Below are 22,694 nucleotides of genomic sequence, written 5' to 3'. Positions count from 1 at the left end.
GGCGCTGGATAGAATTTTGAGCATTATGGGAGCAATCAACCCATCCTGAAGGCCAGAGCGGAGGAAGCAGTTCCATGGACGAGTTCTTGTCTTTCTATATCGACGGCGAATGGGTCAGGCCGGTCGGCCGCCCGACGCTCGACGTCATCAACCCCGCCGACGGGGAGACCTTCGCCCGAATCGCGCTCGGCACGGCAGAGGACGTCGACCAGGCCGTCGACGCGGCACGGCGCGCCTTCGCGTCATATTCTCGGACGAGCCGCCAGGAGCGTCTCGACCTGCTCGAATCCATCCTCGCCGTCTACCTCAGGCGCGCTGACGAGATGGCAGACGCTATCTCGAGGGAGATGGGCGCTCCCCTCGGTTTCGCGCGGCAGGCCCAGGTGGGCGCCGGGCACGGGCACATCGCACAGGGCATCGCCGTGCTCAAGACGATGGAATTCGAGGAGGTCATCAACAACACCCTTGTGGTGCGCGAGCCGATCGGTGTCGTCGGGCTGATCACCCCTTGGAACTGGCCGATGAATCAAGTCACCTGCAAGGTGGTGCCGGCGCTTGCCACAGGGTGCACCATGGTGCTCAAGCCGAGTGAGATCGCGCCGGTTTCGTCGCTGCTCTTTGCCGAAATCATGCACGAGGCCGGCGTGCCGGCGGGCGTGTTCAATCTCGTCAACGGCGACGGGCCTACGGTCGGCGCGGCGATCTCGAGCCATCCCAGCATCGATATGGTGTCGTTTACGGGCTCGACCCGCGCCGGCATTCTCGTCGCCAAGGCCGCAGCCGACACCGTCAAGCGCGTCCACCAGGAACTCGGCGGCAAGTCCCCCAACATCATCCTGGACGATGCGGATTTCGAGAAGGCGATCACGCATGGTGCCCGCGCCTGCTTTGGCAACAGCGGCCAGTCGTGCAACGCTCCGACCCGCCTGCTCGTCCCGCGAAGCCGCCAGGCCGAAGCGGCTTCCATCGCCAAACGCATCGCAGATGCGACCGTTGCAGGCGATCCGCGAGCACCCGGCACCAATATCGGTCCGGTTGTCAGCCAAGTTCAATTCGACAAGATCCAGGCTCTTCTGGAAGCCGGCATCAAGGAGGGCGCCACCCTCGTGGCCGGCGGGCCCGGACGGCCCGCAGGGCTCTCCAAGGGCTACTACATCCGCCCCACTGTGTTCGCCGATGTGACGAACGACATGATGATCGCCCGGGAAGAAATCTTTGGCCCGGTCCTCTCGATCATGCCCTATGACAGCGAGGAGGAGGCCATCAGCATCGCAAACGATACGATCTATGGCCTCTCAAGCTATGTCACCTCGGCGGATCCGGAGCGGGCCCGTAGGATTGCTCGGCGTATTCGGGCCGGCATGGTGCACATCAACGGCGCTGGGGGCGATGTGGCGGCACCCTTCGGTGGATACAAGCAATCGGGCAATGGCCGCGAATGGGGCCGATACGGATTCGAGGACTTTCTCGAAGTCAAATCCATGTTCGGCTACGCGCAATGAGGTAGCGCCAGGAGAGTGTTCAGCTGAACGTGAGAGCAGCATTATCAGCTCACCCGAGCACGGCAGCCTGCGTTGCGCGAAACCATTTGCAATGCAGACCGCCGCACCGGGCACCCCTGAGCGCGTGCGGTTTCAGCCGCCATGATTCTCCAGCCCTGGCAAACCCGCAACTGCTTCACCTCGACGACACTGCGGTATCAGTCCTGTTCCGGATCCGTTGAATGCAGAACTCGTAGTAGTCATCAAGGCCGAATTTCTGGTTGCGGCGCAAATTTCGAGCAGGGACACGAAGACGGCCGACGCTCCGTCACAGGTTCAGGCAGCAAGCATATCAAACTGCTCTGCCAATGAAGGGCACTGCTGCAGTAGCTTGAAAGGGCATAACGAAGCCCGTCGACGAGTCACTCAGGCAGCAAGACCAAAGAGCTGATTGACGAGACGGGCTTCGCCTGTCGCCTGACGTTCCCGCTGTATGCAATGACCGCGGCGGATCATGCGCATGATTTCAATACCTTTCAGGGTCGCGACAGCTGTTTTCATCGTCTGGAAGCCGCGTGTCGGTCGGATTACGCGCTTGAGCGCGCCATGACCCGCCTCAAGGATGTTATACCCGTCCAGACAATTTCTGACTCGGATTTGCGATGAGCTGCATGGCGTGATTCACTGCGGAGCGGGGGCGCTGTTGCGGGGGATCAGCATGGCTGCGCTCCGGATCCGGCAGGACTACTCAGCATCTGACCTCCGTCAGCGTGCCGCTCGTGAGAGGGACACCCGGGCCAGCCTGCGGTTGCTGGCCATCGCCAATGCGCTCGAAGGCATGACCCGAACTGAGGCCGCCCGACTGGTCGGTATGGAACGTCAGGCCCTGCACGATGCCATCCAACGCTTCAACGCTGAGGGACCTAACGGTCTGCATGACCGCCATCGTTCCGGTCGCCCGGAGCAACTCAACCCTGGTCAGCAGGCCGCGCTCAAGGCCCACATCCTGCGCGGGCCGGAGCCGGAGCGCGATGGGGTCAGTGCCTGGCGCCTGGTCGACCTGTGCGAGCATGTCGAGCGGACTTATGGCGTCCACTACAGTGAGTGGGGGCTTTCCTGCCTGCTCAAGCGGCTGAACCTGTCGCGCCAGAAGACCCGGCCTTCGCACCCAAAGGGCAATCCGGCCGCGCAAGCGGCGTTCAAAAAAGGAACTCCCGTCAAAGCTGCAGGGCCTCGCGGCAGAGCATCCTGACGCGCGTCTCCAGCTCTGGTGCCAGGACGAGGCACGCTTTGGCCAGAAGGGACGAACCACCCGCGTCTGGTACGAGCGCGGCGAGCGTCCACCTGGTGTGGTCGATCAGCGCTTCGAGAGCTTGTATCTGTTTGCCGCCTGCCGGCCCGGCACGGACGAGACCTTCGCCCTGGCGCTGCCGCGGGTGAGTGCCGATGCGATGACGCTCTTTCTGGAGCACTTCGCGCGGCAGCTTGAGCCAGGCGTGCACGCGGTGCTCGTGCTGGATCAGGCCGACTGGCACGACGCGCGGGCCTTGCACGTGCCAGAGACGATCACGCTGCTGCCGTTGCCGCCAGCGTCACCTGCGCTGAACCCGGTCGAGCGGGTCTGGCTGTACCTGCGCGAGCGCTATCTCTCGCATCGCGTGCTCGACGACTACGAGGCTGTCCTGGAGGCGGTCTGCCGGGCCTGGAACCGGCTCCTCGATGAGACAGGCCGTCTCACAACATTGACGGCCTACCCGTATCTCACTGCGTCAGCAATTCCCTGACCGGGTATTATTCAGATACTTCGAGGTGCGGTGTTCGACACCCTTTGACAGAAAACCTTCGTTCTGCAGGCGCAGGATTGCTTTAGCATATGACGCCAGTTTATCCGTTTTGATGGAGGATGGTGGATAGAGGCTCATCGCCTTGATGACTTTAAGCAAGACGCGGTAAGCGGCGTTGGTATTGCGGCGATCGGACTGCATGAAGGCAATCAGCCGACCGTGCTTGTCGACTGCGCGAAACAAGTATTTCCATTTGCCCCGACGCGGACGTAGTTCTCGTCCACTCTCCAGGAGCCTGAACGAGGTCCTTGGCTAGGTCGGATCCGCTTCTCGATCTCTGGAGCATAGCGCTAAACCCAACGGAAGCTCGTAGATGGGGCAACGGCGACACCGCGTTCCTGCATCATCTCAGCCAAATCGCGATTGTACCGCCTGCAATTTTTGAGACACCGGGTTGAAGCCGACGCGGCGAGTGCCGCGATCGAAAGCTGCTGAACTTGGTCGTGAGCGCCATTGTCCACTGGAACACGGTCTATCTCGGACGTGCGGTGGATCACCTCCGCCGGCAGGGGCGGATCATCCGGGCCGAGGTGCTCAAACATGTGTCGCCATTGAGCTGGGAGCACATTAACCTCACCGGCACCTATGCATGGGGTGAGAAGCCCTCGCTCATCGACGGCTTCCGCCCCTTGCGCCTGCCGCAGCCCTTTGCACGAGCCGCATGATCCAGCCGGGCGGAAATGGAGGTTCTTTGTTCGTTCTAGCTTAGCGTGTGTTTGGGAGCAGTTCTTGTTCCCACCTCCTAAAGGACGACATCGATGTAATTTTGCTACATATTGCATACAAACGTTTTGACAAGAAGTTCGTAACCGGCGGTGTGGCAGGGTCCTCTCAAAGGAGAATCGCATGCGGACCAACCAGCGGCTGGCTCAACTTTGGCTCGATGCTCTGACAACAGAACTTGGGGCTTCGGCTGGGACCATCGACACCTATACCGACGATCTCAACTGCTACCTTGTCTGGCTGGATGAGAACAGCCTCGGCCTAGACGAGGTCGGCTTGGAGCAGATCCGCAACTACATCACCGCTCTCGATCAGCGCGGCTACGCCGGATCGACCATTGCCCGACGGATCACGGTGGCCCGCGGCCTGCACAAGTTCCTGATCGCGGAGGACCTCGGCTCCCACGATCCCACATCCAATCTGTCGACCATGCGCCGGCCCCGGAAGCTGCCCTTCGTCCTGTCCGTTGCTGAGACGGAAGCCCTCCTGGAGACGGCCCACAGGCTTGCGGCCGATCCGTCAGTCGGTCTGTACCGGCAGGCCGGCTATGCCCGGCGGGCTGCTCTGTTCGAGACCCTCTATGCCTCGGGCATGCGTATCAGCGAGGCCCTGGCGCTGCCCTCCGACGCTGCGCCTCCCGGCACCCGTATGCTGCTGGTGCGCGGCAAGGGCGACAAGCAGCGGCTGGTGCCTCTGCACGAGCGTGCCATTGCAGCCATCGCCCACTGGGAGAAGCTGGCCCGCACCTATTCCGGCGGAGCCCCCTCCCCCTGGCTGTTTCATTCGGTGCGCAACGGCAGCAAGGCGCTAACGCGCCAAGCGGCTCTGCTCGAGATCAAGGAAGCCGCGGTGGCGGCAGGCCTTGCCAGCCCCGATCGGGTTTCGCCGCACGTGCTGCGGCATGCTTTTGCCACCCACATGCATTCCGGCGGCACCGACCTGCGCGTGCTGCAGGAACTGCTCGGCCATGCCGGCATCGAGACCACCCAGATCTACACCCATCTGGACACCTCCCGCCTCCACCAGATGGTCCGCGACCTCCATCCACTGAATGAGGATCAACAGGAGGGGCGCGCGACAGCCGCTTGAGCCGTATGGGTAAGGGGCTCGGAGGCCGCGCTTGATCCGAAATCCTGCGGCGATACACTGAGCTTGAAGCGCTTCTCCTGCAACTCAACCAGGATCGAAGGATCATGCTCGGCAACCATTCCCTCTCCGGGCTGATGAAATGGCTTACACACGAGGAATGGCGCGAGCCATTTTCGGAAGTTCTGGATCTGCACCTCGGTCCAGCTTGCGAAGACTATGAGATGGGCTTCGAGGACATCGCCGAGGTGATCGGCCATCACGCGGCCATGGCCCTGTGGGGCTGCGCCTTTGAGGATTTCCTGACCCGAGCCATTGAGCCGGACGGGCGCAACATCGTCGAGGACTATCTCAAGCGCCGCGGCTGGAAGGAGAGCACCGGCAACCGGCGCTACATGGAGGCGCTACGGAACTCCTGCATGAGCCTGTACGAGGTCAGCGAGATCGTGCCCGGCCAATCCTTCCTGGCGCGGGATCTCTTGGGCGGCGGTGAGCCGATCCGGGTCAGCGAGCATTCCGCCACCAAGAGCCTCAAGGTCTGGGACAAGATCGGTGCCCGAATTGTCGAGGTCTCCGGCAAGAACATCCTCGCCGGAGGTCTCCTGCCCTTCCGCCCGAGTGCCGCCACTCTGCTCATGGATGATCTTAAGGCTGCCAGAACACAAGCCGGCGCGAGTTCCGCAAGCTGACCAGGGAGGCGCAACTGCCCAAAGCGACCCGGGAGGATGGCCAGATCGCCGATCTGCTGTTCCTGGCGACTGCCGCGCCGATCTTCAGCACCATCTGGTTGGATGATGCTCTGGCTTCAGCCCTCGATCAGAGCCCGCCGACCATTCTCAACAGCGATGGCGACGAGGTGGTCTTCTGCCGGGTTCGCTTTCCCCTGCGCTCAGAAGGTGCAGCCGCTGAAATCCGGGAGCGTTTGCGCACCATTCCGGCTTTCCAGGAGGAGAATGAGGGCTTCTGGAACTGGATCGAGCCGCGCCAGCCTGCCAAACGGCAATCCTCAGGCAAGCTGGCGAGCAGGGCCGTCCCACATCAAGGCCCGTCTGTGCGGGTGACGCTCGACACGGGCGACACGGTCCTGGGCACTATCGAGCTGACGGGCAAAGCGCTGGTGCTGGAGGCGAACTCCCGCGAGCGGGCCGAGCGTGGGATGGCCAACCTGGCTGAACTGGCCGGAGCACTGGTCGGGCCGGCTCTGACCGAGATCGAAACGCTTGAACAGGTCATGGCCGGGCGAGATGGAGACGTCCACCAGGACAGGGCCAGCGACCTTCCCGCTGAACTACAGACCGAACTGGTCCATGAGGCTCTGACCGACCACTACCGCAAGACCCTCGACGAGCCGATTTCGGCGCTTGGGGACCTGAGCCCGCGGGCCGCCGTTCAAACCGCCGCGGGACGGCGCAAGGTCGTAGACTGGCTGAAGCACATCGAAAACCAGTCGAAGAGCGGGGGACAGCCCGACGATCCGATGGTCAGCTATGACTTCACCTGGCTCTGGGGTGATCTGGGACTGGAGAAGCTCAGGCGATAGTTCTGTGGGGACAGCATCGGTTCAGTCTGCACGGGAGCGTGTGTTAGAATTGCGCTCCGGAGAGCTGATCCGGGAGGCAGGCGATGATCCGGGCTTCGTGCCATACCGCCGATAATGCACTCGCTCTCGAGTTCGACGCGACACCATGGTTTCGCGAGGCCGATGGGCAGAGCATCCTGCATCTTGCCGAGCAGGGCTGGTCCAGCGTCTGGGTCGCCGATGCGCTTGAGGCGCGGCCCGGCTATGAGGGCCTTCATCGGCTCATCGGTTATGCGGCTACCCGGCTGAGGGACGAGGCGCTCGAGGATCCCACCTGGGCTACGATCGAGTGTGTCGTCAGCCAGCCTGATGCTACACAGTGGCTTGAGGAGAACAGGCCGGAGATCGCGCTGATGCTTCACCGCCAGCAAACGGAGGCACAAGCCGGTTAGGCAATCTCTGGAATGCAGCCTCACTCTTAGCCCTAGCACGGGGACCATCGATGCATCTCTTCGGAGCCTTGGAGCTCGAAATCCAACCCGGAACACCGGACAACCCGGCAAGCGTGAAGATCGCCCTCCTCCGCTACACCCGGGGCGAGGATGGCCGCCTGTTTATCACACCCGAGTGCACGTCCTTCGAAGAGATCGAAGGGCAGATCAATTCCCTTCAGGACGAACTGGACGAGATCCGGGAGCGCGCTCAGCGCGCATTCCAGGTGACCTGAAACCAACACCTTGGGACCTTGTACCCCCTTGGAGCGGCGGAGTTACCCCTTCGGGCGAGAGCATGAACCAGGCGGGCAACGTACACTCATTGAAGGACCTCGTAGGGGAGGCTGCCGGATGAGGGTTGTACTTTCTGCTTGCACCAACAAAGCGTTCTCGTGCGGCCCAATGCCGTTGGCGCACCTAAAACCCAGGCCGCTGATGGCGGTGAATGATAACAACGCTGTGTTCAGTCCCCCGAAAAGCTGCCATCCCTTTCACAGCAAAAGGGCTGCGTATGGGCGAGCCGAGTTCATCATTGCCGTGCTTGCCGTCGTGGCTGGCATCATCACGCTGCCTCTGCTTCAGGGCCTTGCGGTTCCTGTCATGACGGCTAGTGAGGAGAAACCTAAGGTTCTGCGCGGCAGCCCAAGCGCCCCTACCCTTCTACAGCCACAACGGAATGGTTGAGATGGTCTTCATGAGCCAATTGTACGAGGTGTGAAGCAATCGCTTTGATGGCTGAGGCAGGTACCGGAGCTGCGTGCGCTTCGCCATAGAAAGAGCCCGTCGGGATTGAGCTGAACGGGGCTCAAGTCTGCGGAGTTCTGGCGCAGGGAGAACACAGGGTCTGTGGAACACCTCGGCAACGGCAAAACTCTCAAGGTCCGAGAGTATTGCGCTACAATGCGGGAACACGGCGGCAGTAGTGCCTGATCCAGGAGGGGAACATGGGCGAGTGGAAAACAGTCTATGAGGATGAGGTCGAGGGGCGCTGGGTCACGCTCAAAGTTTACGAGAGTGAGGACGACGAGGAGGAGGATGATGACGACCCCGTTGTCCGCGTGACAGTAGCTCCCATTAACGACGAGGCCGGTGAGCCCGAGCAGATGGTCGACAAGCCGAAGGCCATTTCAGAGGCAGATGCAGAGGACAACTCCATCACCCTTGATCCTGATGCAGTTGAGGATCTGGAAGAGGAGCTGATCGAGATCGGCTTCAGTCCTGAGGCGGTCAGGTGGATCATCAGCAAGGTCCCTGATTGAACCGCCCGGCAGCCGTAAACGAGGGGTAAATGCGCCCGATGCGTTCCATGCTCATTGCGCATGGCAGGGGCGACCACTTTCAGGTTGGTCTTGAGCCAGGTGCGCTGTAGATGACCTCTCCTCCGTCACGGTCTCCCTGTGGCGGGTTTCCTCCCTAAACTCGGCCACCTCCCTTCAGGTGGCCCTTTTTTCTCGCTGCCCTTGCGCGGCGCCTCTGCGCTTAGGCCAGCTCATCATTGAGGTTGCGTTATGTTTTTATCAGTTGCTCTGTCAGGCCTCCGTCGCTGGCTGCGAGCTCGTGAAACAGCCCGGCAATTGAATGCCCTGTCCGACCGTGAGTTGTCGGACATCGGCATTGCCAGGCATGACATCGCGCAGGTGGCACGCCAGGGCCAGTGAAGCCTGAACTGAGTACCGCGGCGACTGATGAGATTGGGTGGAGGCGACAAGGTCTGCTGTGTATCCGTGCCTGTGCATGTCTTTTGATGGCGTGTCAGGAGGCCCGAGCTGCCCCTTGCATACATGGAGGAATGGCTTCCTCTCCCTAGCTGATCAGTCCCGCGGGTTGGGGGAACGCTCCTGATGTAGGAAAGTGCGAAGCTGGCTATGCTTCGTCTGCCTGGAGGTGTGGCTGCCACAATAGTTGTTCGGGACCAGGCAGGGAGAGGCCGGGTCGTACACGCTTCCGGCCTCTCCTGACTTGTCATTCGGCTTACAATGTTTGATCCAGTCGCAAGCTACCATCGCCAGAGCTAACGAGTGCATTGAGCTCAAGCTCAACTCTGCTAAGGGCACTTTATGACCTACAGCCTCACCCAGCTTGCGCCCGGCGCCTATGACCTCCTTCTCAACGGTGAGATCATAGGCAGTGTCGTGAGGAGCGGCTCCCGACAGCCCTACACCTGGACGGCGGAACTGCTCGAGGATCTGCCTCAGAGCAAGAGACCTGCGCCGTTCACGACGATCGAACACAATTTCTCGACCCTGGAGGAGCTGTGCACCTGGCTTGGCGATCCTCAGGTCAAGGCCAACCGGCGCGAAAGTGAATCCCTCTGAACGCAGTAAATGGCCGCACAGGCGCTCTGAAACCCATCCTGCCGCCATGAGTTTGGTCTGCGACAGCTGACATAACAGCCGATTAACGGCGATGGAGAAGAGTCTATGGGGGGCCAGGAAAGCCGGCGGCAGAGCCAATCGGAGAGCCAACGCACGCCACACGTGCCTCGATACCTCCTGGAGCATATCGGACAAGTTCTGCGAAATCGCACCCGTGAGGAGCTTCTTGATCCTGTTCCCGGTGCGATGCTCACGCTACTGAGGATAAACAAACAGAGCACTGCGCTGACGTCACTGGAGTCGGAGCTGTGAGTTGGGAAGAGGAATCCGACGAGAGCGCTGATGCTCTGGGTCACAATCGTCATTCCCTTTCCCTGCTCTATAGTTTTGGAATTTCCTGCCCGACCTCTGGTGTCACGTTGGTGTTTGCGGGCACGCCCTTACCGGCGTGCCTCATTTCGCAGCAGGGGCGTGATCCGGCGGATTGTGACACGCCGGTTCTGGCGTTCCGGCTCTTGTGTGCTGATCTTCGGATACTGCTCCCCGTAGCCCTGCGTGGTGAGGTTCTCAGCCGGAACGCCGAACATTTCACTCAGGAGGGTCGCCACGGTTTCGGCCCGCCGGTCCGACAGCGTAAGATTGTCAATGTCGCTGCCCACCGCATCCGTGTGCCCCTCGATCAGGAAGACCTCACTGGGATTGCGCTCAATGGCCCGGCGCAGGGCTTGCCCCACCCCAGTCAGAGCTCGTGCCTGTTCCTGCGAGAGTTCCCAGGAGCCGAAGTCGAAGGTGACCGTGTCGACGTCCACCCGACGGACCCTGTCACGAAGGGCTGGACTCTGGCGCACCTGATCGAGCGTGTAGGAGCGCTCGATCCGCTCCACCGGCGGAGCCGTGAAAGCCTCGTACAGATCTTCTTGGCTCGCCTCCTCGACCTCGACGACGTATCTGTCACGCGGGATAGTGATCTGAGGAGGCGGCAGAACAATGGTCTCCTCGACAAGGGTCCGGTCACGGCGGCTTGGGGCCGCATTTTCGAACAGGATCACCTCACGCCCACCGGGTTCTCGCCTGAGCCGGCGTAGAAGGTTGCCGTCAGGATCACGGATCGTGACAATCTCAGTTCCGTTTGGACGGCGGACGATCGTCACATCGTTCTGGCCACGCCGCTCGCGCCGGACCTGCGCGTCGCCATAGGCGCGGCGGAAGCGGTCCGTCTCGTCGTGGCGGATTATGTAGCGGTCTCCCTCGCGCACGATGACGCGGTCCTGCTCCTCGATGATGGTGCGGCGCCCACCCTCTTCGACACGCTCGCGCCGCAGTGCCCGCAATTCCTCCAGGCGCAGGTCGCGCTGGTTTTCGAACCCTGGTCCCATGCGTCCACGCTCGCCGGGGTCCCTCCGGCTGTCCTGAGGAGCGAGGCCTGGCCGCCTCGATTCACGCTGTTCCTGACGCTCTTCATCCCGCTGGCGTTCCAATTGGCGGTTGAGCCGCTCCTGCTGCTGGCTTCTCTGACGCTCCTGTTCTCTTAGCTGCCGGTCCCGGTCGCGCAGGTGCTCCTGCTCCAGCCGCTGCTGGCGCTCCCGGATCCTCTGTTGAAGCTCCTGCTCCTGGCGGCGTTGCTCCTGCCGTTGCAGGCGTTCTTGCGCACGCTGCTGTTCCTCGCGCCGTTCGCGTCCTTGCTCCCAACGTCGCTCCTCATCCCTCTGTTGACGATCTTGGTCCTGTTGGCGCTCCTGCCGCAGGCGTTCCTGTTCCTGACGGCGCTGCTCGCGTTCCTGTCCGCGTTGCTGCTCCTGGCGCTCTTGCAGCCGCTGGCGCTGACGCTGCTCTTGCTCCTGCTCCCGGCGCCGTTCATCATCCTGCCGTTGGCGCTGTTGCTCCTGCCTGTCGCGCTGCCGCTCTTCCTCGCGCTGTTGCCGGTCTTGCTCCTGCCGGCGCTGCTCTTGCCGTAGCTGTCGGTCCTGCTGGTCCCGTTGCCGCTCCTCGCGCCGCTCACGCCGGTCGCTCTGTCCTTTGCCTCGCTCATCCTGGTCGCGCCGGCGCCTTCGTTCGTCCGGCTCTTCAGTCTGCGCCAGCACGGGGCCAGCTCGATCCGCCGGACGGAGCGATCCGTCGCGCCACGTTGCACTTTCATGGAACGGCATGTCAGCAAAGACAGGTGAGCGAGGCTGAGCACCAGCTCCAAAAGCTACGAGCGGAACGGCGGCGCTGGCAAACAGGAGGCGGGCCAAGTGCTTGCGTGTCATTGAGAAATCACCATGAGACGAGCTTTGATTGATGAGGGGCTAGCAAGAGCCTCCAGCACCCGACAACAGCCTAGGATAGGCTCGCTTACTTGCCCTTAGACGAGCAGTTCTCGGATGTACGAGGGGTGAATGAGAGGCCCGGACTGGACGATCTTCTCAAGGATCGGTGGATCCCCTGCTCGTGGCACCTTGAGTCGCAAGTGCCCCAAGCCGGCAAGCCTGAAGCTCAGTAGCCTTCTCTAAACCCGTCCGTGCCGGAACTTTGTCGGCTGTGCGAGCCTTCTGAGGAATGGGTTGCTGCTTCACAATGTGCCTCATGTGAGCAAGGGCGACTTGGACTTCTGGAAGATCAGAGTCGCGGCTGGCCTCGAACTCGTGTCGGCAGAGGCGGCAGACGAGTACCGAGCCGAACTGAAGCTTGCGAAGCCGAACCTTAAACATCTGTTGGCAGTCGGGGCAGGAGATGTCGATCCGAGAGCTCCAGAAGTCTACTTGCACAATGCGTTCTCCTATCCCGCTGCTGATGCTTGAGCCCACCTGAACAAAATTCACCAGGCTTGGTGATGAACCTGCACGGGCCGAGATGTGGAGTTGCTAGCCGGCGGAGTGACCATGCCGCGATCGATGGCTTGCTCCAGCACGGCCGCGATTGCAGCTTTCTCCCCTGTCCGCACACCACTCTCGTCAACTGATGCCGCAGGGACGGTCAGGCTGCGGATGTCGAAGCGGAAGTGATCAGACGCGTAACGTCCGTCTGGAGAGGTGGTGAAGATGTGGGATGAAGGTGGATAGGTGGACGGATCGTCGAACTGGTAGATGCGGTAGACCTTTACCCCTTCATACTCCAGAGACGGGTCAGGAGGAGCGTTGTCCGTGGCCTGAGCAATCATGGTCAACCCTTCCTTATTGTTCAGCTTGGAGGGCATCTGTTTAACTGCAATAGGGGCAGAAATGCGACAGAATGCGAGCATGCAGGGTCTTCGCCAGCGCTCAGCAGCTTGGTTATGCCTACGCGGGTGAGCCATGCCTTCAGAGAATTGGCTTGGACCAGTCGTATCCACGATCCTATTCGATCACGCGCCAGCGCCGACTATCTCGTGCGAGCAGGAAGCCTGCCTCCTCTGGTCCAGATGAACCGGCGGGATAGAATTCCAGTCCCTTGGCACCAGCCTTCGACCATGCATCCAGAAACGGCTGAACCACGGCCCATCCCGCCTCCACCCCGTCCGCCCGCTGGAAGTGCAACGCGTCTCCCGTCATGCAGTCATAGATCAGCGTTTCGTAGCCGGTGCTCGGGGCAACGTCGAAATGATCCTTGTACTTGAAAGTCATGTCGACACTCTCTGCCGCCAGCACAGGTCCAGGCACCTTCGCATTAAAGCGGAGTGTAATCCCCTCGTTGGGTTGTATCCGCAAAACCAGGAAGTTCTGCCCCAGACGATCGACAGAGGTTTGCTCGAACATCGAGATCGGCGCCTGCTTGAACTTGATCGCCACTTCTGTGCGGCGGACGGAGAGGGCCTTGCCGGTTCTCAGGTAGAACGGCACGCCCGCCCAGCGCCAGTTGTCGACCTCTAGTCGAAGGGCCGCGTAGGTCTCGGTGACACTTCCGGGTGCCACATGCTCAGCCTCCCGGTAGGCCACCACCGGCTCATCGTGAACGCGGCCGGCGCGATACTGCCCGCGCACTGAGTTCGCAAGCGCTTCAGCCTCGCTGGGAATGCGGATCGCCGCCAGGGCTTCGGCCTTCGCATTCCGAACCCGCTCCGCCTCAAAGCGCGCGGGTGGCTCCATGGCAATCAACGCCAGCAGCTGGAACAGGTGGTTGGGCACCATGTCCCGCAAGGCTCCCGTCCGGTCGTAGAATCGCCCTCGCCTCTCCACGTTTACGGTCTCGGCCACGGTAATCTGCACGTGATCGATGTGGTTGCGGTTCCAGATCGGCTCGAACAAACCATTGGCAAAGCGCAACAGCAGGATGTTCTGAACCGTCTCTTTGCCGAGATAATGATCGATGCGGTAGATCTGGTCTTCGGTCAGAACCTCCAGAAGGGCACGGTTGAGTGCTCGGGCCGAGGCTAGGTCCGTCCCGAACGGCTTCTCAACCACCACCCGGCGCCATGGCGTGCCTGAGGGCTCTTCCTGAGACAGGCCAGCCCGGGCTAGTTGGCGCGCGATAAGCTCGAACGTGTCCGGTGGCATCGCCAGGTAGAACAGCCGGTTGCCCTGTGTGCCGGCGGTTGCCTCGATCTCCTCCAAAGCCGTCCTGAGCTTGGAAAACGTTTCCGCATCGTCGATACTGCCGGACACGTAAGCGGCATGAGCCACCAGCCGCTGAGCCAGCTGTGGATCCACCTCCCGGGTTGCATGTGCCTGAAGCGCGTCGAGCAGATCTTGGCGGAACTCCTCCGCCGTGTGGACGCTGCGTGCCACGCCAACAATGGCAAAGCGCTCCGGCAGCAGGCCTGTGGCCGCCAAGTTGTAGAGAGCCGGCAGGAGTAAGCGGCTCGTCAGATCACCGGAGGCCCCAAAGATCACAAAGCAGCATCGGTCAGCGGCGGGCGCGGGAGATCGCGTCATGACCTTTCTCCTTCCTGCCGCTTCGGCTCGACATGGCCGCCGAACCCCTTGCGCATCGCCGAGAGCATCTTCTCGGCAAAGGTATGCTCCTGGCGCGAGCGGAAGCGGGCATAGAGGGCGGCGGTGAGGACCTCGGCCGGAACCGCCTCATCGATCGCCGCCTGGATGGTCCAGCGGCCCTCGCCGGAGTCTTCGACATAGCCCGAGTAGGTGCTGAGGTGCTCATCCTCGGCCAGGGCCGTGGCGGTGAGATCAAGCAGCCAGGAGGTGATCACGCTGCCTCTGCGCCAGACCTCGGCGATATCGGCGACATCGAAGTCAAAGCGATGCTCGGGCGGCAGGGCTAGGCCTGCGGCATTGCGCAGGATGTCGAAGCCCTCGGCGTAAGCTTGCATCAGGCCGTATTCGATGCCGTTGTGGATCATCTTGACGAAGTGGCCGGCGCCGCTTGGCCCGGCATGGATGTAGCCCTGCTCGGCCCGAGGATCCCTGCCCTCGCGCCCAGGGGTGACCGGCAGGTCGCCATGGCCGGGCGCCAGGGCGGCAAAGATCGGATTTAGGCGTTCGACGATGGCTGTCTCGCCGCCGATCATCAGGCAGTACCCGCGTTCGAGCCCCCAGACCCCGCCGCTGGTGCCCACATCGACGTAGTGTAGGCCGCGGCTACGGAGCTGGACTGAGCGCCGGACATCGTCCTGCCAGAAGCTGTTGCCGCCATCGATGATGGTATCGCCTTCCTCCAAAAGGCCAGCAAGCTGCTGAATAGTTGCCTCGGTAATCTCACCGGCGGGCAGCATGACCCAGACAGCCCGCGGGGCCTGCAGCTTTGCGACGAGGTCTTCAAGGCTCAACGCTTCGATAGCGCCCTCACCTGTCAAACCTTTGCCCGCTTCCGGATTGTGGTCGTACACAATGGCTGCATGTCCTGCTCGGATTAGGCGGCGGACGATGTTCCCGCCCATGCGGCCCAAGCCAACCATTCCCAGTTGCATCTCCTGGCCCTCACACAGCCTTGCCAGGTGTTCGGAGCGGAGTTCGTCCGGCAAAGCTAGGACAAACGCCCCCATCGAGGAGGTTGAAGATAGGCTTCGACAGGAAGTTGTCACGCTTTAGAGGCGTTTACCGGGTATCATTGTAGATCCCCGCGTTGAGTGACCGCTGTTGTTCCGCTCTGCGATGTAAGGAACTCGGCCAATCCGGCAGCATTCATTGGGCGTGCAAACAGGTAGCCTTGTGCGGCATGACACCCCATTTCGCGTAGCTGCCGCGCTTGACCTTCCGTTTCCACGCCTTCGGCCGTGACATGGAGGTTCAGACTCTTGGCTAAGCCAATCACCGCTTCAACGATGGCTCTGTCTTCGGGATCGCATTCGAGGTCGCGTACGAAGCTCTGATCGATCTTGATGTGACTGACGGGAAACTGCTTCAGGTGCGTCAGGGACGCATACCCCGTTCCGAAATCGTCAAGCGCAATCTGAACACCCTGCTTCCGGAACTTCTCGAGGGTCTCGGACACCATGCCGGACCGGCCTTCAAGCAGCTTGCCGCCGTGTTCGTGCGCCTCGACCGAACGCACCATGACCCTGAGTACAAGGGCTGGTGGCACCTGGAAGCGGGGTTCGGCAAATGCGACGTACGGGTTGCTCCACACGTGTTCAAGACACCCCAAGAGGCCGGAGCCTGGGTGGAACAAACCCTGATGGGTACGGCCGCGTAAGCCGCTCAGTACCCTCAAGGCCCAAGAGCCTGTCCTAGGCCTGCTTGCGACCCACGTCTACTGATCCCTGCTAGCGCAGGAGACCCCACCTGTGTTCGGAAACGGAGAAGTATAACCGGCTGGGCCAGGGTTGAGATGGAAAACTGCCCAGAAGGTCGCCTGTCAACGGCACGTCACCCGGCGCAGCACCCGGGACAGCTCTTCGGCCGCATAAGGCTTGTGCAAGAGCTCGAAGCCGTGGCGGCCTTCCTCAGCCAGCACATGGCTGTAGCCGGACGTAAGGATCACGGGCAAGCCAGGGCGTCGGCGCCGGATCTCCTCGCCGAGCTCCACGCCTCCCATACCCGGCATCACCACGTCCGAGAACACCACGTCGAAGCCATCGACCTCGCCCAGGAGGTCGAGAGCCTCGCGAGCATTGACCGCCCAAGTGGTCTCATAGCCGAGATCCTGGAGGAGTTGGGTGGAGAACCGCCCCACCTCGACGTTGTCCTCGACGACAAGCACCCGCCGCCCTCGTCCCTCCTCTGACACACCTGCCGCATCGCCGGACTGAGCGGTCTGCTCGTCCAGCGCTCCTTCCACCTGAGGCAGATAGATCGTGAACGTCGCGCCGTGCCCGGTCTCGCTCACGACCGCAACGTCGCCGCCCGACTGCTTGACGAAGCCATAGACTTGGGACAGGCCAAGACCTGTCCCCTTGCCTACCTCCTTGGTGGTGAAGAACGGCTCAAAGATCTGCGAGAGCTTGTCGGCCGGGATGCCGGCACCGGTATCGCTGACGGACACCGCTACGAACGGCCCCGGGCCTCCGGCGTGGCCCCTCAAGGGCGGCAACACAGGGATGCTGTGCGCCGTCACCGTGAGCCTGCCCTCACCGTTCATGGCGTCGCGCGCGTTCACAGCCATGTTGACCAGCGCCGTCTCAAACTGGCTCACGTCGGCTTGAGTGAAACAGCTCTGCGCATCGATCTCGGTGATAATCTGGATCCGCGAACCCACAACCGTGCGCAGCATGTCAGTGACGGCCTCAACGCGCTTGGACACGTCGAACACCTCAGGCTTCAATGCTTGCCGGCGAGCGAACGCGAGGAGCTGACCCGTCAGCTTCGACGCTCGGTCCACCGTGTCAGAGATAGCATCGATGTAGCGACGCCGACGCTCAGCGACGAGGTCGGGCCGACGCAGGAGGTCGGTCGAGCTCTTGATGATGGTGAGGAGGTTGTTGAAATCGTGCGCCACACCGCCCGTCAGTTGTCCCACGGCTTCCAGCTTCTGCGACTGACGCAGTGCCTCCTGAGCGACGGCGAGTTCCGTCTCCCGTGCTTTCATGATGCTGAGATCACGTCCCACCGCGATGAAGTTGACGCCCTCAGCCTCGGGCGCGACGGTCCACTCGATGGGCTTCCAACCGCCGTCCCGGGTCGCAATGCGGTTCTCGAACCGCGTCGGCTGGCCGGTTTCGCTCATCCGAGCCAGCGCAGCCAGGGTCGGGGGGATGTCGTCGGGATGCATGAACGTTGCGTACGGCCGCGACAGCAGCTCCGCCTCAGACCATCCCAGCACCCGCGTCCAGGCTGGGCTGACCGCCGACATCATCCCTTGATAATCGGCGCGCGCCAGCATGTCCTCGGACAAAGTCCAGAGGCGGTCGAGCTCGGCCCTGCGCTCCGCAAGCTCAGCCGCCTGTTGCTTTTCCACCGTCACGTTACGCCCGCTGCAATAGAACTCCTCGCCCTCGGGAACAGAGACCCACGAGATCCAACGATAGGTTCCGTCCTTCGCGCGGTAGCGGTTCTCGAACCGCAACACCGGCTCACCCTGCCTGAGCTTATCGAAGGCAGCGAGCGTTGGCCCGATGTCATCCGGGTGCAGCAGGTCTAGGAATGGCGTCCGCGCGATGTCCTCCTGCGTCCACCCGAGTGTTTGCTCCCAGGCCGGGTTGGAGCTCGTGAAGTAGCCTGCGGCGTTTGCGACGCCGAGGAGGTCCGGGTTCACCTGCCAGGTGCGGCCGCGCTGGCGCGTGCGTTCCGCCACCTGACGTTCGAGATCCGCATTGAGGGCAAGCAGGCGCGCTTCGCTCTCGCGCAGGGCCAGTTCGGCCTGCTTGCGTGCCGTGCCGTCCCGGAAAACCACCGCGACTTGACGACGGCCCGCGGGCTCGACCCGGAAGGCAGCCAGTTCCAGATAGCGCCTCGTGGCGACGAGCTCCCGCTCGAAGCGGGTGGGCTCGCCGGTCTCCAGGACGCGGCGGTAGAGCGCCACCCAGGCATCCGCCTCGTCTGGCACCATCTCGCGCACCTTCTGCCCCACGACGTTCGGGATGCCGGCATGGATGGCGTAGGCGGGGTTTGCCTCGACATGGATGTAGTCGCTCAAGGGGCCGTGAGGTCCGTCGAGGAACTCGATGATGCAGAAGCCTTCGTCGATGTTCTCGAACAAGGTGCGGTAGCGCGCCTCGCTCTCGCGCAGGGCTTCGAGCCGTGCCCGCGCCTCGTATTGCCGTCGCCGTGCGCGTTGCGCCGAGCCGGCCAGGCTGACGAGGGTAGTGGGGTGGAAGGGACGCTCCAGGAACGAGACGTTGCCGAGCACGTCGCGGTAGCGCCGGGCGGCTGGATTGCGCTCGATGCCGCCGCCCCGCATGGTCAGGACGATGAAGGCAAAGTCTGACCAGGGGGGCTGCCGAGCAAGCCACTGCGACAGCCCCTTAAGGTCAGCGGTCCGCAGCGTTTCGTCAGTCAAGAGCGCAAAGCCCGCGCCGCGCTCAATCTCCTGTACCAGCGCTGGCAGGTCGGGGCAGATCTCGGCCGCGATCCCCGCGGCCGCCAGGATGTCGACTGCGATGGCAGCATCCCGCCCATGCGGAGCCAGAACGAGCGCCCGCTCCGAACGGGATTGGAGACCATCGCTCATGGTCGGCGGTCTTCGAGCAGCCGGTGCCGGTCGCCCTTGGGCATGACCGGAGTACCATGCAGAATCCCCTGGAAGCCCTCTAGAGGCTCCCCGATGGCGATGCCTCGGCCGTCGATCCGGATCTCGCGGATGGTGTTCTCGTGCGTGCCGAACCGCTTCTTGATGATCGAGATCGCCCGCCGGACCTGACCGAAGGCCTCGAAGTAGCGCAGCAGAACCACGGTGTCGGCCAGGTAGGTGACGTCGACCGGGGACTTCATGTCGCCGATTAGACCGTGCTGGGCTATCGTCAGGAAGGTCGAGGCGCCCTGCCGGTTCAGGTACTGCAACAGCTCGTGGATGTGTAGGACCAGGAAGCTCTCGTCCGGCATAGCGGCCTGGTACCCGTTGAGGCCGTCGATCACGACCGTCTTCACGCTGTTGCTGTCAATCATAGCCCTGACCCTGTGGGCAAACTCTCCCGGGGAGAGCTCGGCGGCGTCGACCTGCTCAATGAACATGTTGCCGCTGGCGCACAGCGCCTCCAGGTCAATGCCCATCAGCTTGGCCCGGTCGATGAGCAAGCCAAGCTCTTCGTCGAAGATGAACAAGGCCGCCCTCTCGCCCCGCGTAGCGGCAGAGACCGCAAACTGCAAAGCCAGAAGGGACTTGCCTGCCCCGGCAGGTCCCATGATCAAGGTACTGGAGCCCTGCTCGATGCCGCCGCCCAGAAGCATGTCGAGCGCGCCGATGCCACTGGTGAGCACGTGGCGGTCAAACCCTGTCTTGTGCTCGCCGGACACCAGACGCGGAAACACCTGCACGCCCCCCTCGGCGATAATGAAGTCGTGGAAGCCACCCCGGAACGCTTGGCCGCGGTACTTGATCACGCGCAGGCGGCGACGTTCGGCGCCGTAGGTCGGCGCGAGCTCCTCCAGGCGGATCACCCCGTGGGCGAGGCTGTGGACGGTCTTGTCGTTCGTGTCCGTGGTGAGGTCATCCAGCATCAGCACCGTCGCGCCCTGCCGGGCGAAGTAGTGCTTCATCGCCAGGATCTGGCGGCGGTAGCGCAGGGAGCTCTGTGCCAGAAGCCGAATCTCGGACAGGCTGTCGATCACGATCCGGACTGGTCGGGCTCGGTCAATGGCTTCGAACACAGCCTTGGTGGTCTCACCCAGCTCCAGATCGGACGAGTAGAGCAAGCTCTGCTGGTGCGCCTCATCGAGGAGATTCTCCGGCGGCACGAGTTCGAACACGTCAATGCCTTCGCCAAGGACCCAGCCGTGGGAGGCCGCACCCTCCCGCAGCTCCCGCTCGGTTTCGGACATGGTGATGTAAAGCCCAGTTTCTCCCGCCTTGGCGCCTTCGAGGAGAAACTGAAGGGCCACGGTGGTCTTGCCGGTGCCGGGGCTGCCCTCCAGAAGATAGACGTGTCCCGGGGACAAGCCTCCGACGAGGACATCGTCCAGACCCACAACCCCGGTGCGCGCTTTGGGGAAGAATTGAGGCTTAGCGGTCATAACGAAGTCCGATCTCGGCCTGGATCGCGGCCGGAAGGGTGTGGGTCGGGATCAACCCGAGGACACCTGTGAGTGCCTGTTCGGCGTGCCAGAGGTCGTAGCGTTGCTGTCGGTCGAGCCAGAAGTGAGGTGCCGTGCCCGAGAGACGAGCCAGCCTCGTGGCCATCTCCGGACTGATCGCAGCCGTGCCGGCGAGAACACGATGGAGCGTTTGACGGGCGATGCGAAGCTCGCGGGCCGCTTGGCTAACCGACAGGCCAAGGCCAGGCAGAACCCGGTCACGCAAGATCCAGCCTGGATGGGTCGGAGGCACCGGGAGGGCGTCGCGGGAGCGGAGCATGCGATTGCCTTGGTTAAGCCGACTGTAGCGTTATGGGCGACAGGCCGTCGAAAACAAGGGCTGGTGCCGATCTGAGCATGATCGGACGGTCGGCTGCCCTAGAGACTGTTTGAATGCGCCGAGGTTTCTCCGCTCCTTTGGACTATAGGAGGCGAGAAGGTCGGCCTGGGGTCAGGGCCGAGCTTCCCTGCGCTCTCGGAACGTCTGTTTTCGTGAGGACTGCTGCCTTCGAGCTTAGGTCTCAGGCGTGCCAACTCCGGACGTTCACCCAGCAACTTTCGCGCTGAACGATCCACGTTTGCGAAGCCATTCCGCATTGTGTAAGGTCTCCCCCGATGTTCAGGCCTGCTGTCGCGCCAAGTTCGGCGGTCCTGCACGAGTCCCGGCGCCTGGAGCAGCCTGCGACCCGGCCTGATTTTTTTAGGCAGGATCGGGATTAGCATGCCCGTCCTGTCCGTATTCGAGACATAGAGAGCGGTTCAGGGGCTATACCCGTTGACTTTCTCGGTTGCGAAGGAGACCACGATGCAGATGCACTATGCCGATCGGAGTGCAACGACTGGCTCGGGCCGGGTATGGGACCCACTGTCGAGGCTTGCTGGCCTGCTTTTGGCGGGAGCTGTCCTTCTGGCCGTCATTCTCGTCGGGCTGTTCGTGGTGTTGCCCATCATGCTGGTCGGCAGCATTGCCCTGTCCTTCTGTCTTCGGCGTCGGCTGCGCCGGGCACAACGGGGGCAGCCCGAAGATGGGGTGATCGATGCGGAATACACTGTCGTTGAGCGCCGCTTAGGGTGAATAATGCGGCCGCGAGTGATAAAAGCCTGATCTTGAACCCAGGCCTTGCTATCCCCACATCTTGATAATCGGGGTCCGGGCCCCTCTGGCAGTCTCACGAAGCTGCGATGTCGGACTCTCTCACCTGAGGAGCATGTGAAGCTGCTCCGCATCTGGGAGACGACTGTGACGTCTTACTCTAATACTCCCATCTTCAATGACACTGCCATGCGTGCAGATGGAGCACGAGCCAGGCTGGAAACTCTTGCTCGTTTCCTCGACAGCGCCGCTCGCGTGCCCGGAACCAACATTCGGTTCGGCGCAGACGCTCTCCTGAACCTGATTCCGGGTGTCGGAACACTCACATCGAAAGGCATGTCGGCCTATGTGATCTGGGAGGCGCGACGCCTGGGCGTGCCCATGCCGACGCTCCTGCGCATGATGGGCAATATCGGTGTCGACTTCGTGATCAGCGCCGTTCCACTCGTGGGCTGGGTCGGTGATGTGTTCTACCGCTCGAACCTGCGCAACATGAACCTTCTCCGTGGGCACTTGGACAAGGCGCACCCGGTGCCGAACCGCTTCCAACGTTAACAACATCGACGCACGCTGGTCAGGTGCGCGTCACCCTGTGACAGTGTCGTTCAGAAAGCATTGACATGAACAACCCGAACACCGCACCCAACTTTCGCAATCTTGCGATTGTGGCCGCGGTCATGGCCTTGCTGTCGCTGTTCTACTTCCAGAACACGTCAGCACCCGGCCGTGAGCAACTCCCCTACTCGGCCTTTGTGACGGCCGTCGACCAGGGCGAGATCCGCTCTGTAACTATCCAGGGGCAGGAAGTTGTTGCCGAACGCTCCACAGGCGAGCGTGTCACAACCTATGTTCCGCGAGGCGCCGACCTGATTGCCCAGCTGCAGCAGAAAGGTGTGGTGATCAAGGCCGAGCCGCCGCCGCAGCCCAGCGTGCTCGGCAGCCTGCTGCTGTCGCTGCTGCCTTTCGCCTTGATGATTGGCATCGTCGTCTGGCTCTCCCGCAGAGCGATGGGCCAGCAGGGTGGCGGAGGTGGGCTGATGTCCATCGGCAAGTCCAAGGCGAAGCTGCTCACCGAGGCCCATGGCCGCGTGACCTTCGATGACGTGGCCGGCATCGACGAG

25 protein-coding genes and 1 pseudogene are annotated in these 22,694 nt (G+C 62.3%); 16 read left to right on the top strand and 10 right to left on the bottom strand.

Annotated elements, in window-relative coordinates; translation table 11 throughout:
• Window positions 1-74: 74 nt before the first annotated feature.
• Window positions 75-1,502, top strand: coding sequence for an aldehyde dehydrogenase family protein (locus JAO75_RS19035; RefSeq protein ID WP_199050721.1), 1,428 nt, complete (start codon window positions 75-77; stop codon window positions 1,500-1,502).
• A 405-nt stretch (window positions 1,503-1,907) separates the two neighbouring features.
• On the opposite strand, the gene JAO75_RS25495 is transcribed toward JAO75_RS19035, so the two are convergent.
• The gene (locus JAO75_RS25495; protein WP_425523207.1) at window positions 1,908-2,105 is read right to left on the bottom strand and encodes a DDE-type integrase/transposase/recombinase; all 198 of its coding nucleotides are present in this window, start codon (window positions 2,103-2,105) and stop codon (window positions 1,908-1,910) included.
• Window positions 2,106-2,199: 94 nt separating this feature from the next.
• Here JAO75_RS25495 and JAO75_RS19025 point away from each other — a divergent pair, with 94 nt between their 5' ends.
• Complete coding sequence (locus JAO75_RS19025; RefSeq protein WP_199050720.1) at window positions 2,200-2,733, top strand: IS630 family transposase; 534 nt, start codon at window positions 2,200-2,202, stop codon at window positions 2,731-2,733.
• Complete coding sequence (locus JAO75_RS19020; RefSeq protein ID WP_199050763.1) at window positions 2,660-3,265, top strand: IS630 family transposase; 606 nt, start codon at window positions 2,660-2,662, stop codon at window positions 3,263-3,265. The genes JAO75_RS19025 and JAO75_RS19020 overlap by 74 nt, the downstream gene beginning before the upstream one ends.
• Here JAO75_RS19020 and JAO75_RS19015 read toward each other — a convergent pair.
• A complete protein-coding gene (locus JAO75_RS19015) occupies window positions 3,251-3,556 on the bottom strand; it encodes a DDE-type integrase/transposase/recombinase (protein ID WP_281433530.1) in 306 nt (101 codons plus the stop codon). The genes JAO75_RS19020 and JAO75_RS19015 overlap by 15 nt on opposite strands.
• A 173-nt stretch (window positions 3,557-3,729) precedes the next feature.
• On the opposite strand from JAO75_RS19015, the pseudogene JAO75_RS19010 reads away from it, so the two are divergent.
• The 9 genes and pseudogenes from JAO75_RS19010 to JAO75_RS18970 form a co-directional block, all read left to right on the top strand.
• Window positions 3,730-3,990: pseudogene (locus JAO75_RS19010) on the top strand (Tn3 family transposase); the annotation flags it as partial.
• A gap of 181 nt (window positions 3,991-4,171) precedes the next feature.
• Window positions 4,172-5,137, top strand: coding sequence for a tyrosine recombinase (locus JAO75_RS19005; protein ID WP_199050718.1), 966 nt, complete (start codon window positions 4,172-4,174; stop codon window positions 5,135-5,137).
• 104 nt (window positions 5,138-5,241) lie between these two features.
• Complete coding sequence (locus tag JAO75_RS19000; protein ID WP_199050717.1) at window positions 5,242-5,823, top strand: DUF7986 domain-containing protein; 582 nt, start codon at window positions 5,242-5,244, stop codon at window positions 5,821-5,823.
• Window positions 5,824-5,921: 98 nt separating this feature from the next.
• On the top strand, window positions 5,922-6,674 hold the full coding sequence (locus tag JAO75_RS18995; protein ID WP_199050716.1) for a hypothetical protein: 753 nt from the start codon (window positions 5,922-5,924) through the stop codon (window positions 6,672-6,674).
• Window positions 6,675-6,757: 83 nt separating this feature from the next.
• Window positions 6,758-7,105 carry a hypothetical protein gene (locus tag JAO75_RS18990; protein ID WP_199050715.1) on the top strand — a complete coding sequence of 116 codons (348 nt, stop codon included), beginning with the start codon at window positions 6,758-6,760 and terminating at the stop codon, window positions 7,103-7,105.
• Window positions 7,106-7,155: 50 nt separating this feature from the next.
• Window positions 7,156-7,380, top strand: a complete 225-nt coding sequence (locus tag JAO75_RS18985) for a hypothetical protein (protein WP_199050714.1) — start codon at window positions 7,156-7,158, stop codon at window positions 7,378-7,380.
• Between the two features lie 711 nt (window positions 7,381-8,091).
• Window positions 8,092-8,406, top strand: a complete 315-nt coding sequence (locus JAO75_RS18980) for a hypothetical protein (protein ID WP_199050713.1) — start codon at window positions 8,092-8,094, stop codon at window positions 8,404-8,406.
• A 249-nt stretch (window positions 8,407-8,655) separates the two neighbouring features.
• Window positions 8,656-8,805, top strand: a complete 150-nt coding sequence (locus tag JAO75_RS18975) for a DUF1127 domain-containing protein (RefSeq protein ID WP_199050712.1) — start codon at window positions 8,656-8,658, stop codon at window positions 8,803-8,805.
• A gap of 399 nt (window positions 8,806-9,204) precedes the next feature.
• Entirely contained in the window at window positions 9,205-9,462 is a 258-nt protein-coding gene (locus tag JAO75_RS18970) for a hypothetical protein (RefSeq protein WP_199050711.1), read from the top strand.
• A 440-nt stretch (window positions 9,463-9,902) separates the two neighbouring features.
• Here JAO75_RS18970 and JAO75_RS18965 read toward each other — a convergent pair whose 3' ends face one another.
• Window positions 9,903-10,838 carry an OmpA family protein gene (locus JAO75_RS18965; RefSeq protein WP_199050710.1) on the bottom strand — a complete coding sequence of 312 codons (936 nt, stop codon included), beginning with the start codon at window positions 10,836-10,838 and terminating at the stop codon, window positions 9,903-9,905.
• Between the two features lie 219 nt (window positions 10,839-11,057).
• On the opposite strand from JAO75_RS18965, the gene JAO75_RS18960 reads away from it, so the two are divergent.
• A complete protein-coding gene (locus tag JAO75_RS18960) occupies window positions 11,058-11,417 on the top strand; it encodes a hypothetical protein (RefSeq protein ID WP_199050709.1) in 360 nt (119 codons plus the stop codon).
• Between the two features lie 842 nt (window positions 11,418-12,259).
• Here the strand turns inward: JAO75_RS18960 and JAO75_RS18955 are convergent.
• The 7 genes from JAO75_RS18955 to JAO75_RS18925 all read right to left on the bottom strand — a co-directional run bounded on the left by JAO75_RS18955 (window position 12,260) and on the right by JAO75_RS18925 (window position 20,760).
• On the bottom strand, window positions 12,260-12,637 hold the full coding sequence (locus JAO75_RS18955; RefSeq protein ID WP_199050708.1) for a hypothetical protein: 378 nt from the start codon (window positions 12,635-12,637) through the stop codon (window positions 12,260-12,262).
• 139 nt (window positions 12,638-12,776) lie between these two features.
• Window positions 12,777-14,291 carry a glucose-6-phosphate dehydrogenase gene (zwf, locus tag JAO75_RS18950; RefSeq protein WP_199050707.1) on the bottom strand — a complete coding sequence of 505 codons (1,515 nt, stop codon included), beginning with the start codon at window positions 14,289-14,291 and terminating at the stop codon, window positions 12,777-12,779.
• Window positions 14,288-15,283, bottom strand: coding sequence for a phosphogluconate dehydrogenase (NAD(+)-dependent, decarboxylating) (gene gnd / locus JAO75_RS18945; protein ID WP_199050706.1), 996 nt, complete (start codon window positions 15,281-15,283; stop codon window positions 14,288-14,290). The genes zwf and gnd overlap by 4 nt, the downstream gene beginning before the upstream one ends.
• 137 nt (window positions 15,284-15,420) lie before the next feature.
• Window positions 15,421-15,870, bottom strand: coding sequence for an EAL domain-containing protein (locus tag JAO75_RS18940; RefSeq protein ID WP_199050705.1), 450 nt, complete (start codon window positions 15,868-15,870; stop codon window positions 15,421-15,423).
• 300 nt (window positions 15,871-16,170) lie between these two features.
• Entirely contained in the window at window positions 16,171-18,921 is a 2,751-nt protein-coding gene (locus JAO75_RS18935; RefSeq protein WP_199050704.1) for a PAS domain S-box protein, read from the bottom strand.
• Entirely contained in the window at window positions 18,918-20,420 is a 1,503-nt protein-coding gene (locus JAO75_RS18930) for an ATPase domain-containing protein (protein WP_199050703.1), read from the bottom strand. The genes JAO75_RS18935 and JAO75_RS18930 overlap by 4 nt, the downstream gene beginning before the upstream one ends.
• Window positions 20,410-20,760: a HigA family addiction module antitoxin gene (locus JAO75_RS18925; RefSeq protein ID WP_199050702.1), complete on the bottom strand. Its 351-nt coding sequence runs from the start codon at window positions 20,758-20,760 to the stop codon at window positions 20,410-20,412. Before JAO75_RS18925 ends, JAO75_RS18930 begins: the two co-directional genes overlap by 11 nt.
• Window positions 20,761-21,285: 525 nt before the next feature.
• On the opposite strand from JAO75_RS18925, the gene JAO75_RS18920 reads away from it, so the two are divergent.
• The 3 genes from JAO75_RS18920 to JAO75_RS18910 all read left to right on the top strand — a co-directional run.
• Window positions 21,286-21,555 (top strand): hypothetical protein, encoded by a 270-nt coding sequence (locus tag JAO75_RS18920; protein WP_199050701.1) that lies wholly within the window; start codon window positions 21,286-21,288, stop codon window positions 21,553-21,555.
• Between the two features lie 207 nt (window positions 21,556-21,762).
• Window positions 21,763-22,128, top strand: coding sequence for a DUF4112 domain-containing protein (locus JAO75_RS18915; RefSeq protein WP_199050700.1), 366 nt, complete (start codon window positions 21,763-21,765; stop codon window positions 22,126-22,128).
• A 65-nt stretch (window positions 22,129-22,193) separates the two neighbouring features.
• Window positions 22,194-22,694, top strand: a 501-nt coding sequence (locus tag JAO75_RS18910; protein ID WP_199050699.1) for an ATP-dependent metallopeptidase FtsH/Yme1/Tma family protein, incomplete at its 3' end; no start/stop codon positions are given.

The organism is Microvirga splendida, assembly GCF_016427565.1.
GTDB lineage: Bacteria > Pseudomonadota > Alphaproteobacteria > Rhizobiales > Beijerinckiaceae > Microvirga > Microvirga splendida.
Note: the sequence above shows the minus strand (reverse complement) of the source record. Positions and strands in the feature narration are given on the sequence as shown.

What these genes read in the sequence shown, in the direction of transcription:
- JAO75_RS18980 (WP_199050713.1), top strand. Translation starts at nt 8,092, where the DNA reads ATGGGCGAGTGGAAAACAGTCTATGAGGATGAGGTCGAGGGGCGCTGG.
- JAO75_RS18935 (WP_199050704.1), bottom strand. Translation starts at nt 18,921, where the DNA reads ATGAGCGATGGTCTCCAATCCCGTTCGGAGCGGGCGCTCGTTCTGGCT.
- JAO75_RS19025 (WP_199050720.1), top strand. Translation starts at nt 2,200, where the DNA reads ATGGCTGCGCTCCGGATCCGGCAGGACTACTCAGCATCTGACCTCCGT.
- JAO75_RS18955 (WP_199050708.1), bottom strand. Translation starts at nt 12,637, where the DNA reads ATGCCCTCCAAGCTGAACAATAAGGAAGGGTTGACCATGATTGCTCAG.
- JAO75_RS19000 (WP_199050717.1), top strand. Translation starts at nt 5,242, where the DNA reads ATGCTCGGCAACCATTCCCTCTCCGGGCTGATGAAATGGCTTACACAC.
- JAO75_RS19035 (WP_199050721.1), top strand. Translation starts at nt 75, where the DNA reads ATGGACGAGTTCTTGTCTTTCTATATCGACGGCGAATGGGTCAGGCCG.
- JAO75_RS18915 (WP_199050700.1), top strand. Translation starts at nt 21,763, where the DNA reads ATGCGTGCAGATGGAGCACGAGCCAGGCTGGAAACTCTTGCTCGTTTC.
- JAO75_RS18965 (WP_199050710.1), bottom strand. Translation starts at nt 10,838, where the DNA reads ATGGGACCAGGGTTCGAAAACCAGCGCGACCTGCGCCTGGAGGAATTG.
- JAO75_RS18975 (WP_199050712.1), top strand. Translation starts at nt 8,656, where the DNA reads ATGTTTTTATCAGTTGCTCTGTCAGGCCTCCGTCGCTGGCTGCGAGCT.
- gnd (WP_199050706.1), bottom strand. Translation starts at nt 15,283, where the DNA reads ATGCAACTGGGAATGGTTGGCTTGGGCCGCATGGGCGGGAACATCGTC.
- JAO75_RS18990 (WP_199050715.1), top strand. Translation starts at nt 6,758, where the DNA reads ATGATCCGGGCTTCGTGCCATACCGCCGATAATGCACTCGCTCTCGAG.
- JAO75_RS18970 (WP_199050711.1), top strand. Translation starts at nt 9,205, where the DNA reads ATGACCTACAGCCTCACCCAGCTTGCGCCCGGCGCCTATGACCTCCTT.
- JAO75_RS18920 (WP_199050701.1), top strand. Translation starts at nt 21,286, where the DNA reads ATGCAGATGCACTATGCCGATCGGAGTGCAACGACTGGCTCGGGCCGG.
- JAO75_RS18940 (WP_199050705.1), bottom strand. Translation starts at nt 15,870, where the DNA reads ATGGTGCGTTCGGTCGAGGCGCACGAACACGGCGGCAAGCTGCTTGAA.
- JAO75_RS18930 (WP_199050703.1), bottom strand. Translation starts at nt 20,420, where the DNA reads ATGACCGCTAAGCCTCAATTCTTCCCCAAAGCGCGCACCGGGGTTGTG.
- JAO75_RS18985 (WP_199050714.1), top strand. Translation starts at nt 7,156, where the DNA reads ATGCATCTCTTCGGAGCCTTGGAGCTCGAAATCCAACCCGGAACACCG.
- JAO75_RS19005 (WP_199050718.1), top strand. Translation starts at nt 4,172, where the DNA reads ATGCGGACCAACCAGCGGCTGGCTCAACTTTGGCTCGATGCTCTGACA.
- JAO75_RS18925 (WP_199050702.1), bottom strand. Translation starts at nt 20,760, where the DNA reads ATGCTCCGCTCCCGCGACGCCCTCCCGGTGCCTCCGACCCATCCAGGC.
- zwf (WP_199050707.1), bottom strand. Translation starts at nt 14,291, where the DNA reads ATGACGCGATCTCCCGCGCCCGCCGCTGACCGATGCTGCTTTGTGATC.